The sequence below is a fragment of the Pseudomonas vranovensis genome (genome assembly GCF_040438935.1).
Classification (GTDB): domain Bacteria; phylum Pseudomonadota; class Gammaproteobacteria; order Pseudomonadales; family Pseudomonadaceae; genus Aquipseudomonas; species Aquipseudomonas vranovensis.
In genome coordinates this window covers 3,131,481-3,146,331 of the sequence record NZ_CP159259.1, presented here as the reverse complement: position 1 = coordinate 3,146,331, position 14,851 = coordinate 3,131,481, and the positions used below count along the sequence as shown (strand labels likewise).

At 59.3% G+C, this 14,851-nt stretch carries 11 protein-coding genes; 10 read left to right on the top strand and 1 reads right to left on the bottom strand.

The genetic code is table 11. The annotated features are described in order from the left end of the window. Window positions 1-83: 83 nt before the first annotated feature. Window positions 84-1,373 (bottom strand): citrate synthase, encoded by a 1,290-nt coding sequence (gltA, locus tag ABVN19_RS14595; protein ID WP_028945360.1) that lies wholly within the window; start codon window positions 1,371-1,373, stop codon window positions 84-86. Between the two features lie 350 nt (window positions 1,374-1,723). On the opposite strand from gltA, the gene sdhC reads away from it, so the two are divergent. The 10 genes from sdhC to brnQ all read left to right on the top strand — a co-directional run bounded on the left by sdhC (window position 1,724) and on the right by brnQ (window position 14,722). Beyond that, on the top strand, window positions 1,724-2,110 hold the full coding sequence (gene sdhC / locus ABVN19_RS14590) for a succinate dehydrogenase, cytochrome b556 subunit (RefSeq protein ID WP_174446946.1): 387 nt from the start codon (window positions 1,724-1,726) through the stop codon (window positions 2,108-2,110). Beyond that, a complete protein-coding gene (gene sdhD / locus ABVN19_RS14585; RefSeq protein ID WP_028945358.1) occupies window positions 2,104-2,472 on the top strand; it encodes a succinate dehydrogenase, hydrophobic membrane anchor protein in 369 nt (122 codons plus the stop codon). The genes sdhC and sdhD overlap by 7 nt, the downstream gene beginning before the upstream one ends. A gap of 3 nt (window positions 2,473-2,475) precedes the next feature. Next, complete coding sequence (sdhA, locus tag ABVN19_RS14580) at window positions 2,476-4,248, top strand: succinate dehydrogenase flavoprotein subunit (RefSeq protein ID WP_028945357.1); 1,773 nt, start codon at window positions 2,476-2,478, stop codon at window positions 4,246-4,248. A gap of 12 nt (window positions 4,249-4,260) precedes the next feature. After that, a complete protein-coding gene (locus tag ABVN19_RS14575; protein ID WP_028945356.1) occupies window positions 4,261-4,965 on the top strand; it encodes a succinate dehydrogenase iron-sulfur subunit in 705 nt (234 codons plus the stop codon). 245 nt (window positions 4,966-5,210) lie between these two features. Continuing rightward, the gene (locus tag ABVN19_RS14570) at window positions 5,211-8,042 is read left to right on the top strand and encodes a 2-oxoglutarate dehydrogenase E1 component (RefSeq protein ID WP_028945355.1); all 2,832 of its coding nucleotides are present in this window, start codon (window positions 5,211-5,213) and stop codon (window positions 8,040-8,042) included. A gap of 42 nt (window positions 8,043-8,084) precedes the next feature. Further along, entirely contained in the window at window positions 8,085-9,305 is a 1,221-nt protein-coding gene (odhB, locus tag ABVN19_RS14565; protein WP_028945354.1) for a 2-oxoglutarate dehydrogenase complex dihydrolipoyllysine-residue succinyltransferase, read from the top strand. 94 nt (window positions 9,306-9,399) lie between these two features. Beyond that, on the top strand, window positions 9,400-10,836 hold the full coding sequence (lpdA, locus tag ABVN19_RS14560; RefSeq protein ID WP_028945353.1) for a dihydrolipoyl dehydrogenase: 1,437 nt from the start codon (window positions 9,400-9,402) through the stop codon (window positions 10,834-10,836). 175 nt (window positions 10,837-11,011) lie between these two features. Continuing rightward, entirely contained in the window at window positions 11,012-12,178 is a 1,167-nt protein-coding gene (gene sucC, locus ABVN19_RS14555; protein ID WP_028945352.1) for an ADP-forming succinate--CoA ligase subunit beta, read from the top strand. After that, a complete protein-coding gene (gene sucD / locus ABVN19_RS14550; RefSeq protein WP_028945351.1) occupies window positions 12,178-13,062 on the top strand; it encodes a succinate--CoA ligase subunit alpha in 885 nt (294 codons plus the stop codon). The genes sucC and sucD overlap by 1 nt, the downstream gene beginning before the upstream one ends. Window positions 13,063-13,408: 346 nt before the next feature. Beyond that, the gene (gene brnQ, locus ABVN19_RS14545; protein ID WP_028945350.1) at window positions 13,409-14,722 is read left to right on the top strand and encodes a branched-chain amino acid transport system II carrier protein; all 1,314 of its coding nucleotides are present in this window, start codon (window positions 13,409-13,411) and stop codon (window positions 14,720-14,722) included. Window positions 14,723-14,851 lie beyond the last annotated feature (129 nt).

Sequence of the window (14,851 nt, the reverse complement as noted above, 5' to 3'; positions counted from 1 at the left end):
GTGGGCGCGGGCTTTTCCCGCGATCAAGGTCCATAAAAAAAGGCTGCCCGAGGGCAGCCTTTTTTTGCGTTCGGCCCAAAGGCTTACTTGCGGTCTTCCAGCTTGGTGATGTCGCGCGACTCGTAGCCGGTGTACAGCTGGCGAGGGCGGCCGATCTTGTAAGGGCTGGAGAGCATTTCTTTCCAGTGGGAGATCCAGCCGACGGTCCGCGCCAGGGCGAAGATCACGGTGAACATGCTGGTCGGAATGCCGATCGCCTTGAGGATGATCCCCGAGTAGAAGTCGACGTTCGGGTACAGCGAGCGCTCGATGAAGTACGGATCGGTCAGGGCGATCTCTTCCAGGCGCATGGCCAGTTCCAGCTGCGGATCGTTCTTGATGCCCAGCTCGCGCAGGACTTCGTCGCAGGTCTGCTTCATCACGGTTGCGCGTGGGTCGCGGTTCTTGTAGACGCGGTGACCGAAGCCCATGAGCTTGAACGGATCGTTCTTGTCCTTGGCCTTGGCGATGAAGGTGTCGATGTTCGAGACATCGCCGATTTCATCGAGCATGGTCAGTACGGCTTCGTTGGCACCGCCGTGAGCGGGGCCCCAGAGTGCGGCGATACCGGCGGCGATGCAGGCGAACGGGTTGGCGCCCGAAGAGCCGGCCAGGCGGACGGTCGAGGTCGAGGCGTTCTGTTCGTGGTCGGCGTGGAGGATGAAGATCCGGTCCATTGCCTTGGCCAGTACCGGGCTGATCGGTTTGATCTCGCACGGGGTGTTGAACATCATGTGCAGGAAGTTTTCCGCGTACGACAGGTCGTTGCGCGGGTACATCATGGGCTGGCCCATGGAGTACTTGTACACCATCGCTGCCAGGGTCGGCATCTTGGCGACCAGGCGAACCGCGGAGATTTCGCGGTGCTGCGGGTTATTGATGTCCAGCGAGTCATGGTAGAACGCCGACAGGGCGCCGACCACGCCGCACATGACGGCCATCGGGTGGGCGTCGCGGCGGAAGCCGTTGAAGAACGACTTCAACTGCTCGTGCACCATGGTGTGGTTCTTTACGGTGCTGACGAACTGGGCCTTCTGCTCGGCATTTGGCAGTTCGCCATTGAGCAGCAGGTAGCAGGTCTCGAGATAATCGGATTTTTCGGCGAGCTGTTCGATCGGGTAGCCCCGATGCAGCAGGATGCCCTTGTCGCCGTCGATATAAGTGATCTTCGACTCGCAGGATGCGGTCGCCATGAAACCAGGGTCGAAAGTGAAGTGGCCCGTGGCCCCCAACCCTCTAACGTCGATAACATCGGGACCAACGGTGCCGGTTAAAATGGGCAGCTCGACGGGGGCTGCGCCCTCGATGACCAACTGCGCTTTTTTGTCAGCCATGTGGCCTCCTATTAATGCTTGAAATCATCAGACAGACCCCCCACGCAGGGCCCGCACCACTATAGTGAGATAAATCCGAATGTCAATTTGCCTAAAGCATGGTTGTATAGGGCTCTGAGCGATGTTTTTCCGCGAAATTGCCGCCCGTTTACGCCTTTTGTGCATTAAAGGCAATGCGCTATTTGGGCTAGGTCTTCGCGTTGTCATTAGTAGCCTAACTGTCTATAATCGGCCCCCGACCGCCAGGGGCTTGCAAGCCCGTGTTGCTGGGGTCGTCACTCCCTGGGTGGTGGGTACCTGACCAGTACACTTACCAACAACTTTGCCCTGCTTGCTAGGGGCTCTTCAGTGTGAAAAAAGCCGTGAAAAGCCAACGACCTGTAAACCTAGACCTAAGGACCATCAAACTCCCCATTACCGGCGTTACGTCATTTCTTCATCGTGTTTCCGGCATCATCCTCTTCCTGGGCCTTGGCATCATGCTTTATGCATTGGGCAAATCCCTGGGTTCGGAGGAAGGTTTCGCCGAGGTGAAGGCATGCTTGACCAGTCCGCTGGCCAAGTTCGTGGCATGGGGCCTCCTGTCCGCCTTGCTGTATCACTTGGTAGCCGGTGTGCGCCACTTGATCATGGACATGGGCATCGGTGAAACGCTGGAAGGCGGAAGACTGGGCTCGAAAATTATCATCGCCGTCTCTGTGGTGGTGATCGTGCTGGCAGGAGTTTGGATATGGTAACCAACGTCACGAACCTCTCGCGTTCGGGCCTCTATGACTGGATGGCGCAGCGCGTTTCTGCGGTCGTTCTCGCGGCTTATTTCATTTTCCTGATCGGATACCTGGTCGCGCACCCGGGCATCGAGTTTGCCCAGTGGCACGCTCTGTTCTCCAACAACGCGATGCGTATCTTCAGTCTGCTGGCACTGGTTGCCCTGGGCGCTCACGCCTGGGTCGGCATGTGGACCATTGCCACCGACTACCTGACGCCGATGGCGCTGGGCAAGTCGGCGACTGCCGTACGTTTCCTGTTCCAGGCGGTATGTGGTGTCGCGATGTTCGCGTACTTCGTCTGGGGTGTGCAGATTCTCTGGGGTATCTGATTCATGGCTAACATTCCAACGATTTCATTCGACGCCATCATCATCGGTGGCGGCGGTGCCGGCATGCGCGCTGCGCTGCAGCTGGCCCAGGGCGGTCACAAGACTGCCGTGATCACCAAGGTTTTCCCGACCCGTTCGCACACCGTATCGGCCCAGGGTGGCATCACCTGCGCCATCGCTTCGGCCGACCCGAACGATGACTGGCGCTGGCACATGTACGATACCGTCAAGGGTTCCGACTACATCGGTGACCAGGACGCTATCGAATATATGTGTCAAGAAGGCCCTGCAGCCGTATTCGAGCTGGACCACATGGGTCTGCCGTTCTCGCGTACCGAAACCGGCCGTATCTACCAGCGTCCATTCGGTGGTCAGTCCAAGGACTACGGTAAAGGTGGTCAGGCCGCCCGTACCTGTGCAGCTTCCGACCGTACCGGTCACGCGCTGCTGCACACCCTGTACCAGGGCAACCTGAAGGCAGGCACCACCTTCCTGAACGAGTACTACGCTGTTGACCTGGTGAAGAACCAGGAAGGCGCGTTCGTCGGTGTGATCGCCATCTGCATCGAAACCGGCGAAACCCTGTACATCAAGTCCAAGGCCACCGTACTGGCCACCGGCGGTGCAGGTCGTATCTACGCATCCACCACCAATGCCCTGATCAACACCGGTGACGGCGTCGGCATGGCGCTGCGTGCAGGCGTCCCGGTGCAAGACATCGAAATGTGGCAGTTCCACCCAACCGGCATCGCCGGCGCGGGTGTACTGGTTACCGAAGGTTGTCGTGGTGAGGGTGGTTACCTCATCAACAAGCACGGCGAGCGTTTCATGGAGCGCTATGCGCCTAACGCCAAGGACCTCGCGGGTCGTGACGTTGTGGCCCGCTCCATGGTTAAAGAGATCATTGCCGGCAACGGCTGTGGCCCTGATGGCGACCACGTGATGCTCAAGCTCGACCACTTGGGTGAAGAGGTACTGCACAGCCGCCTGCCAGGTATCTGTGAACTGTCCAAGACCTTCGCTCACGTCGACCCTGTCGTCGCCCCGGTGCCAGTCGTTCCAACCTGCCACTACATGATGGGCGGCGTTGCCACCAACATTCATGGCCAGGCAATGACCCAGGACGCCAATGGCGAAGACCAGATCATTCCAGGTCTGTTCGCGGTAGGTGAAGTGGCGTGCGTATCGGTTCACGGTGCCAACCGCCTGGGCGGCAACTCGCTGCTCGACCTGGTGGTCTTCGGTCGCGCTGCCGGCCTGCACCTGGAAAAGGCGCTGACCGACGGTATCGAATACCTCGACGCCAGCGACACCGACATCGATGTTGCCCTGAGCCGCCTGAACAAGCTCAACGAGCGCAACACCGGCGAAGACGTGGCTACCCTGCGTCGCGAGCTGCAAAGCTGCATGCAGAACTACTTCGGTGTATTCCGTACTGGCGAATACATGCAGAAGGGTATCGAGCAGCTGGCCCAGCTGCGCGAGCGTATCGCCAACGTCAAAATCAACGACAAGTCCCAGGCCTTCAACACCGCGCGTATCGAAGCGCTGGAGCTGCAGAACCTGCTGGAAGTCGCTGAAGCCACTGCAATTGCTGCAGAAGTCCGTAAAGAGTCCCGCGGTGCTCACGCCCGTGAAGACTTCGAAGACCGTGACGACGAAAACTGGCTGTGCCACACCCTGTACTTCCCGGGCGAGAAGCGGGTTGCCAAGCGCGCTGTCAACTTCGCGCCGAAAACCGTACCGGCTTTCGAGCCAAAAGTCCGGACTTACTAAGGGGTGGTCGCTATGTTGCAAGTCGAAGTCTATCGTTACAACCCCGATACCGACTCTGCGCCGAAAATGCAGACGTTCCAGGTCGATACCGGTGGCAAAGACCTGATGGTGCTGGATGTGTTGGCGCTGATCAAAGAACAGGATGAAGGTTTCTCGTATCGTCGTTCTTGCCGCGAAGGTGTTTGCGGTTCCGACGGTATGAACATCAACGGCAAGAACGGTCTGGCCTGCATCACGCCGCTGTCGGCAGTGGTCAAGCGCAACAAGCTGGTCATCCGTCCATTGCCTGGATTGCCGGTGATTCGTGACCTGGTCGTCGATATGAGCATCTTCTACAAGCAGTACGAGAAGGTGAAGCCATTCCTGCAGAACGACACGCCGGCTCCGGCCATCGAGCGTCTGCAGTCGCCTGAAGAGCGTGAGAAGCTGGACGGTCTGTACGAGTGCATCCTGTGTGCTTGCTGCTCGACGTCTTGCCCATCGTTCTGGTGGAACCCTGACAAGTTCCTGGGTCCAGCTGCACTGTTGCAGGCCTATCGCTTCCTGGCCGACAGCCGTGACACCAAGACCCAGGAGCGTCTGGCTTCGCTGGACGACCCGTTCAGCGTGTTCCGCTGCCGCGGAATCATGAACTGCGTAAACGTTTGCCCTAAAGGTCTGAACCCGACCAAGGCAATCGGTCACGTACGTAACATGCTGCTGCAAAGCGGTACCTGATTCAAAAGTGTTGTACCCGTAGCACGCCGAGGTGCGGGCCTTTGCCCGCACCAAGGTGAAACTCGAGCAAGGGCTCATAAAGCCCGAGCTTTTACCTATGAAGATATGAGACCAGCAGGGGCTTCCGGGCTGGTACCCGGAAAATCTGTGGGATCCTTGGTGGCTTGGTTCGGTCGCTGCATTAGGACTTTTCCAGGCTTGCTGTGGCTCTCGCCGATCCGTCCCCTAACCGAGGGTGACCAAGCATGCAAGAAAGCGTGATGCAGCGCATGTGGGAAAGCGCCCACCTTTCAGGTGGTAACGCTGCATATGTGGAAGAGCTCTACGAGCTCTACCTGCACGACCCTAACGCTGTGCCAGAAGAGTGGCGCACTTACTTCCAGAAGTTGCCCGCCGAAGGCAGCACCGCTACCGATGTATCGCACTCTACAATCCGCGACCATTTCGTACTGCTGGCAAAGAACCAGCGCCGCGCCCAACCGGTTTCCGCCGGGAGCGTGAGCAGTGAACACGAGAAGAAGCAGGTTGAAGTATTGCGTCTGATCCAGGCCTACCGTATGCGCGGCCACCAAGCCGCTAAGCTCGACCCCCTGGGGTTGTGGCAGCGCCCTGCGCCAGTAGACCTGTCGATCAATCACTACGGCTTGACCAATGCCGATCTTGATACGACCTTCCGTGCCGGCGACCTGTTCATCGGCAAAGAGGAAGCGAGCCTACGCGAAATCTTCGACGCTTTGCAGCAGACATATTGCCGCACCATTGGCGCCGAATTCACCCACATCGTCGACTCCGAGCAACGCAGCTGGTTCCAGCAGCGTCTGGAGAGCGTTCGTGGGCGCCCGGCTTTCTCGGCAGATATCCAGAGCCACCTGCTCGAGCGTGTGACCGCAGCAGAAGGCCTGGAGAAGTACCTGGGTACCAAATACCCGGGCACCAAGCGTTTCGGCCTGGAAGGCGGCGAAAGCCTGATTCCGATGCTGGACGAGCTGATTCAGCGTTCCGGTTCCTATGGCACCAAGGAAGTTGTGATCGGCATGGCCCACCGTGGCCGTCTGAACGTGCTGGTCAACACCTTCGGCAAGAACCCGCGCGACCTGTTCGACGAGTTCGAAGGTAAGAAGAAGGTCGAGCTGGGTTCCGGTGACGTTAAATATCACCAGGGCTTCTCGTCCAACGTGATGACTGCCGGCGGCGAAGTCCACCTGGCCATGGCGTTCAACCCTTCGCACCTGGAAATTGTCTCGCCAGTGGTAGAGGGTTCGGTACGTGCCCGTCAGGACCGTCGCAACGATTCCGTTGGTGACAAGGTGCTGCCGATCTCCATCCACGGTGACGCTGCATTCGCAGGTCAGGGCGTGGTGATGGAAACCTTCCAGATGTCGCAGACCCGCGGTTTCAAGACCGGCGGTACCGTGCACATCGTGATCAACAACCAGGTTGGTTTCACCATCAGCAACCCGCTGGACTCGCGCTCCACCGAGTACTGCACCGACGTCGCCAAGATGATCCAGGCGCCGATCCTGCACGTTAACGGTGACGACCCTGAGGCCGTTCTGTTCGTGACCCAGCTGGCCGTCGACTACCGCATGCAGTTCAAGCGTGACGTGGTTATCGACCTGGTCTGCTACCGTCGTCGCGGCCACAACGAGGCCGACGAGCCGAATGGCACCCAGCCGTTGATGTACCAGCAGATCTCCAAGCAGCGCACCACGCGCGAGCTGTACGCCGACAGCCTGATCCAGGCCGGCCGTCTTGATCTGGACCGCGTCCAGGCCAAGGTCGACGAGTACCGCAATGCGCTGGACAACGGCCTGCACGTAGTGAAGAGCCTGGTCAAAGAGCCGAACAAAGAGCTGTTCGTGGACTGGCGTCCGTACCTGGGTCATGCCTGGACCGCGCGTCATGACACCCGCTTCGACCTGAAGACCCTGCAGGAACTGTCGGCCAAGCTGCTGGAGTTGCCGGAAGGCTTCGTGGTTCAGCGTCAGGTCTCCAAGATCTACGAAGACCGCCAGAAGATGCAGGCCGGTGGCTTGCCGATCAACTGGGGTTACGCCGAAACCATGGCGTACGCCACCCTGGCATTCGAAGGTCACCCGATTCGTATGACGGGTCAGGATATCGGTCGCGGCACGTTCTCTCACCGCCATGCGGTGTTGCACAACCAGAAAGACGCCAGCACCTACATCCCGCTGCAGAACCTCTATAAAGGTCAGCCACGTTTCGACCTGTACGATTCGTTCCTGTCCGAAGAAGCGGTACTGGCATTCGAGTACGGTTACTCGACCACCCAGCCAAACGCGCTGGTGATCTGGGAAGCCCAGTTCGGCGACTTCGCCAACGGTGCCCAGGTGGTTGTCGACCAGTTCATCACCAGCGGTGAGCACAAGTGGGGCCGTCTGTGCGGTCTGACCATGCTGCTGCCACACGGTTATGAAGGGCAGGGGCCTGAGCACTCCTCGGCACGTCTGGAGCGTTACCTGCAGCTGTGCGCCGAGCACAACGTCCAGGTCTGCGTACCGACCACGCCGGCTCAGATCTACCACCTGTTGCGTCGCCAGGTCATCCGTCCGCTGCGTAAGCCGCTGATCGTACTGACACCGAAGTCGCTGCTGCGCCACAAGCTGGCCATCTCGACCCTGGAAGAACTGGCCGAAGGCTCGTTCCAGACCGTGATCCCGGAAATCGATACCCTCGATCCGAAAAAGGTCACTCGCCTGGTCCTGTGCAGCGGCAAGGTCTACTACGATCTGCTGGAAAAACGCCGTGCCGAAGGCCGCGAAGACATCGCCATCGTGCGTATCGAGCAGCTGTATCCATTCCCTGAGGACGATCTGGTCGAGATCCTCGCGCCGTACACCAATCTCAAGGATGTGGTGTGGTGCCAGGAAGAGCCGATGAACCAGGGCGCCTGGTACAGCAGCCAGCACCACATGCGCCGTATCCTGACCCGCCACAATAAAGAACTGGTTCTGGAGTACGCGGGCCGTGATGCCTCGGCAGCACCTGCTTGTGGCTACGCTTCGATGCACGCCGAGCAGCAGGAAAAACTGCTGCAAGATGCCTTCACTGTTTAATGCCATCGCGCACTAGAAACCGAATTTAAGGAACCACTGATAATGGCTATCGAGATCAAAGCCCCTACTTTCCCGGAATCGGTTGCCGATGGCACCGTTGCCACCTGGCACAAGCAACCGGGCGAAGCCGTCAAGCGTGACGAACTGATCGTCGACATCGAGACCGACAAGGTTGTCCTGGAAGTACTGGCTACCGCTGACGGCGTGCTGGGCGCAATCGTCAAGGGCGAGGGCGAAACTGTCCTGTCCGACGAAGTCCTGGGTTCGATCGAGGAGGGCGGTGTTGCTGCCGCCGCTCCAGCCGCTGCCGCCGCTCCGGCTGCCGCTGCTGCTCCAGCCGCTGCTGCTTCGGACGAAGACGCCATTGGCGCGCCAGCTGCCCGCAAGCTGGCTGAAGAGAACGGCATCGCCCTGAACAGCATCAAGGGCACCGGTAAAGACGGTCGCATCACCAAGGAAGACGTTGTAGCTGCCATCGAAGCGAAGAAATCCGCTCCGGCTGCCGCTCCAGCCGCCAAACCTACCGCTGCTGCCGCCGCTCCTGTTGTCGCCACTGGTGACCGCACCGAGAAGCGTGTACCGATGACTCGCGTACGTGCCACCGTTGCCAAGCGTCTGGTCGAAGCACAGTCGAACATGGCCATGTTGACCACCTTCAACGAAGTCGACATGACCGAAGTCATGGCCCTGCGTTCGAAGTACAAGGACCTGTTCGAGAAGACCCACAACGGCGTACGCCTGGGCTTCATGTCGTTCTTCGTCAAGGCGGCCACCGAAGCACTGAAGCGCTTCCCGGCTGTCAACGCCTCGATCGACGGTTCGGATATCGTCTACCACGGCTACGCGGACATCGGCGTTGCCGTTTCCAGCGACCGTGGTCTGGTCGTGCCTGTTCTGCGTAACGCCGAGCTGATGAGCCTGGCCGAAATCGAGAACGGCATCGCCACCTTCGGCAAGAAAGCCCGTGACGGCAAACTGTCGATCGACGAAATGACCGGCGGTACTTTCACCATCACCAACGGTGGTACCTTCGGTTCGATGATGTCGACCCCGATCGTCAACCCGCCACAGGCCGCTATCCTGGGCATGCACAACATCATCCAGCGCCCTATGGCCGTTAACGGTCAGGTCGTGATCCGCCCAATGATGTACCTGGCGCTGTCCTACGATCACCGTCTGATCGACGGTAAAGAGGCCGTGACCTTCCTGGTGACCATCAAGAACCTGCTGGAAGACCCGGCTCGTCTGCTGCTGGACATCTAAAAAACAGCTGCAAGCTGCAAGCGACAGGCTTCACCTCAGAAGCCGGTCGTCTTGCCGCTTGCAGCTTGTGGCTTGAAGCTAAAAGGAATCTTTTATGACCCAGAAATTCGACGTGGTAGTGATTGGCGCAGGTCCTGGCGGCTACGTAGCTGCTATCAAGGCTGCGCAGCTCGGTCTGAAGACTGCCTGTATCGAGAAGTATGTTGACGGCGAAGGCAAACTGGCCCTCGGCGGTACCTGCCTGAACGTGGGTTGCATTCCATCCAAGGCGCTGCTGGACAGCTCCTGGAAGTACAAGGAAGCCAAAGAGAGCTTCAACGTCCACGGTATCTCCACCGGCGAAGTCAAGATGGACGTCGCTGCGATGGTTGGCCGCAAGGCTGGTATCGTCAAGAATCTGACCGGCGGCGTTGCCACCCTGTTCAAGGCCAACGGCGTTACTTCGATCCAGGGCCACGGCAAACTGCTGGCTGGCAAGAAAGTCGAAGTCACCAAGGCTGACGGCACCACCGAAATCATCGAAGCCGAGAATGTGATTCTGGCTTCCGGCTCGCGTCCGATCGACATTCCTCCGGCTCCGGTCGACCAGAACGTCATCGTCGATTCCACAGGCGCCCTGGAATTCCAATCGGTACCTAAGCGCCTGGGCGTTATCGGTGCTGGCGTCATCGGTCTGGAACTGGGTTCGGTCTGGGCTCGCCTGGGTGCTGAAGTCACCGTTCTGGAAGCCCTGGACACCTTCCTGATGGCCGCTGACGCTGCTGTCTCCAAGGAAGCCCTGAAGACCCTGACCAAACAAGGTCTGGACATCAAGCTGGGCGCTCGCGTCACCGGTTCCAAGGTCAACGGCGCTGAAGTCGAAGTGACCTACACCGACGCCAACGGCGAACAGAAAATCACCTTCGACAAGCTGATCGTTGCGGTCGGCCGTCGTCCAGTGACCACTGATCTGCTGGCTGCCGACAGCGGCGTGACCATCGACGAGCGTGGCTTCATCTTCGTCGACGATCATTGCGCGACCAGCGTACCGGGCGTTTACGCCATCGGTGACGTGGTTCGTGGCATGATGCTGGCTCACAAGGCCTCGGAAGAGGGCATCATGGTCGTCGAGCGCATCAAGGGTCACAAAGCCCAGATGAACTACGACCTGATCCCATCGGTTATCTACACCCACCCAGAGATCGCGTGGGTCGGCAAAACCGAACAGACCTTGAAGGCTGAAGGCGTTGAGGTTAACGTGGGCACCTTCCCGTTCGCGGCCAGCGGCCGTGCGATGGCGGCCAACGACACCGGTGGTTTCGTCAAGGTCATCGCCGATGCCAAGACCGACCGCGTCCTGGGTGTACACGTGATTGGCCCATCGGCTGCAGAACTCGTGCAGCAGGGTGCAATCGCAATGGAATTCGGCACCAGCGCCGAAGACTTGGGCATGATGGTTTTCTCCCATCCGACCCTGTCCGAAGCGCTGCATGAAGCCGCGCTGGCTGTGAATGGCGGTGCCATCCACGTAGCCAACCGTAAGAAGCGTTAAACAATAAGAAACCACGGCGGGCAGCCCGTCGTGAGTCTTGCGTGCATGACTCACCGCGGAACGTCCGCCGGACTCGAACTCCCGGAGCATACCGGGGGCAAGTGGTCACAGGTGGCGCGGCACTCTGAAAGAGCGCAGCGCCGAAGCGCAGTACCTAACGAAGACGGTAAAAAGCATGAATCTTCACGAGTATCAGGGTAAGCAGCTGTTCGCTGAATACGGCCTGCCAGTATCCAAGGGTTTCGCAGTCGACACCCCTGAAGCTGCAGCAGAAGCCTGCGACAAGATCGGTGGCACCGAGTGGGTTGTCAAAGCCCAGGTTCACGCCGGTGGTCGCGGTAAAGCGGGCGGCGTCAAGCTGGTTCGCAGCAAGGAAGACGCCAAGGCGTTCGCTGCGCAGTGGTTGGGCAAGCGTCTGGTGACCTACCAGACTGACGCCAACGGTCAGCCAGTGACCAAGATCCTGGTCGAATCCTGCACTGACATCGCCAAAGAGCTGTACCTGGGCGCTGTAGTCGACCGTTCGAGCCGTCGCATCGTGTTCATGGCCTCCACCGAAGGTGGCGTGGACATCGAGAAAGTCGCTCACGACACTCCTGAGAAGATCATCAAGGCTACTATCGATCCACTGGTTGGCGCTCAGCCATTCCAGGGTCGTGAACTGGCTTTCCAGCTGGGTCTGGAAGGCAAGCAAGTTGCACAGTTCGCCAAGATTTTCGTAGGTCTGGCCAAGCTGTTCCAGGAACACGACCTGGCCCTGCTGGAAGTCAACCCGCTGGTCATCAAGGCCGACGGCGACCTGCACTGCCTCGATGCCAAGATCAACATCGACGCCAACGCAATGTACCGTCAGCCTAAGCTGAAAACCTTCCACGACCCGTCCCAGGACGATCCTCGTGAAGCCCACGCTGCCAGCTTCGAGCTGAACTACGTGGCCCTGGAAGGTAACATCGGCTGCATGGTCAACGGTGCTGGCCTGGCCATGGGTACCATGGACATCGTCAACCTGCACGGCGGCAAGCCAGCCAACTTCCTCGACGTAGGTGGTGGTGCTACCAAAGAGCGCGTTACCGAAGCCTTCAAGATCATCCTGTCCGACAGCAATGTTGCGGCCGTTCTGGTCAACATCTTCGGCGGCATCGTTCGCTGCGACATGATTGCCGAAGGCATCATCGGCGCTGTGAAAGAAGTCGGCGTTAAGGTACCGGTTGTTGTTCGCCTGGAAGGCAACAACGCTGAACTGGGTGCTAAAGTACTGGCAGAAAGCGGTTTGAACATCATTGCGGCAACCAGCCTGACCGACGCTGCTCAACAAGTTGTCAAAGCTGCGGAGGGCAAGTAATGAGCGTCCTGATCAATAAAGACACCAAAGTCATCTGCCAGGGCTTCACCGGCTCGCAGGGCACTTTCCACTCCGAACAAGCCATCGCCTACGGCACCAAGATGGTTGGCGGCGTGACCCCAGGCAAAGGCGGTACCACTCACCTGGGCCTGCCAGTGTTCAACACCGTCAAAGAAGCCGTTGCGGCTACCGGTGCTGACGCTTCGGTCATCTACGTTCCGGCTCCTTTCTGCAAAGACTCGATCCTGGAAGCTGCTTTCGGCGGTATCAAGCTGATCGTCTGCATCACCGAAGGCATTCCTACCCTGGACATGCTGGATGCCAAGGTCAAGTGCGACGAGCTGGGTGTTACCCTGATCGGCCCTAACTGCCCAGGCGTCATCACTCCGGGCGAGTGCAAGATCGGCATCATGCCAGGTCACATCCACTTGCCAGGCAAGGTCGGTATCGTTTCGCGTTCCGGCACCCTGACCTATGAAGCCGTCAAGCAGACCACTGACGCCGGTTTCGGTCAGTCCACCTGCGTTGGTATCGGCGGTGACCCAATTCCAGGCTCCAACTTCATCGACATCCTGAAGCTGTTCCAGGAAGACCCGAAGACCGAAGCGATCGTCATGATCGGTGAGATCGGCGGTTCGGCTGAAGAAGAAGCGGCTGCCTACATCAAAGCACACGTTACCAAGCCTGTGGTTTCCTACATCGCTGGTGTGACCGCTCCTGCGGGCAAGCGTATGGGCCACGCTGGTGCCATCATCTCCGGCGGCAAAGGCACTGCAGACGAGAAATTCGCTGCGCTGCAAGACGCTGGTGTGAAAACCGTGCGTTCGCTGGCAGACATCGGCAAGGCCCTGGCCGAGCTGACTGGCTGGGAAGTGAAGAAGTAAGCTTCGGCTGACACTTCGCTCCAGCCACAAAGGCCACCTTCGGGTGGCCTTTGTGCTTTCTGGATCGCTGATCGCGGGACAAGGCCGCTCCTTCCAGTGGTTGTACCAGGTAGTACCTTTTTGTCGTGTCACTTTCGCGACAATCACATGCGCACATCGGACACCTCGTCAGTCTGCGGTGCGTAGCCGGTGCAACTTGGTTACACTGTCTCCACTTTCGTGTCCGCACCCCAAAAGGGTTCGGGCATGCTTTAAAGGGCCGGTCTCATCGGACGGGCTACATTTTCCCTCACCCAAGGGGAAATCCCTCTCTAAATCCCGATTTCAGAAGTGTGGTATTTCCTTAATGAAAGTGTTGAAAGGCCAGGACATCCTGGCGCTTGGTTTTATGACGTTCGCGTTGTTCGTCGGTGCGGGCAATATCATCTTCCCGCCGATCGTCGGCCTGCAGTCCGGTCCTCATGTATGGATGGCGGCACTGGGCTTTCTGATCACGGCGGTAGGCCTGCCGGTCATCACCGTGGTCGCCCTGGCCAAGGTCGGCGGTGGCATGGACGCATTGAGCAGTCCTATCGGCAAAGTCGCTGGCGGCCTGTTGGCTGCAGTCTGCTATCTGTCGGTCGGCCCGTTGTTCGCCACCCCGCGCACGGCGACGGTCTCCTTTGAAGTAGGTGTGGCCCCACTGACGGGTGAAAGCCCGACAGCGCTGTTCCTCTACAGCCTGGTGTACTTCGTGATTGTGCTGGCGGTGTCGATGTACCCCGGCAAGCTGCTGGACACCGTGGGGCGTTTCCTGGCGCCGCTAAAGATCATTGCCCTGGCTGCGCTGGGCATTGCCGCCTTCATGCTGCCAGCCGGCACCAGCGGTGACGCTGAGCCGGCCTACCAGGCCTCGGCGTTCTCCCAAGGTTTCATCAATGGTTACCTGACCATGGACACCCTGGGTGCCCTGGTATTCGGCATCGTTATCGTCAACGCCATCCGTTCCCGCGGCGTCGAGTCGCCTAGGCTGATCACCCGCTATGCCATCATCGCCGGCCTGATCGCTGGTGTCGGCCTGGCACTGGTGTACATCAGCCTGTTCCGGCTGGGTGCCAGCAGCCATGAAATCGCCGCTGGCGCGACCAATGGTGCAGCGGTGTTGCATGCGTATGTACAGCACACCTTCGGCTCCCTGGGCAGCGGCTTTCTTGCGGTGCTGATTGCCCTGGCGTGCCTGGTCACGGCGGTTGGCCTGACCTGCGCCTGTGCCGAGTACTTCAGCCAGGTACTGCCGCTGTCGTACCGCACCCTGGTGGTGATCCTCTGCGGCTTTTCGCTGCTGATTTCCAACCTGGGCCTGACCAAGCTGATCATGTTCTCGATCCCGGTACTGACCGCGATTTACCCACCGTGCATCGTGGTAGTGGGCCTGAGCTTCTGCAAGGATCTGTGGAACTCCCAAGTCCGCATCCTGGCACCGGTCATGGCTGTCTCGCTGCTGTTCGGCATGATTGACGCCATCAAGGGCACCAGCCTTGCGTCCGTGCTGCCCGATGCGATGTCGCACCTGCCACTGAGCGAGCAAGGCCTGGCCTGGCTGGTCCCCTCGGTGGTGACCCTGGCCGTGGCCGTGGTCTGCGACCGTTTGCTGGGCAAGCCGGCCGAAGCGCTGGCCTGAGAATAGGCTTGGGCCCGGCGCAGGCCACAAGCCAAGCGCGCCGGGCAGGGTCGATTCCAGAGCCCCGCATCCGAAAGGGTGCGGGGCTTTTTCATTGCTGGCGTAAAGACGTGTCTTTTTTTGTGGATA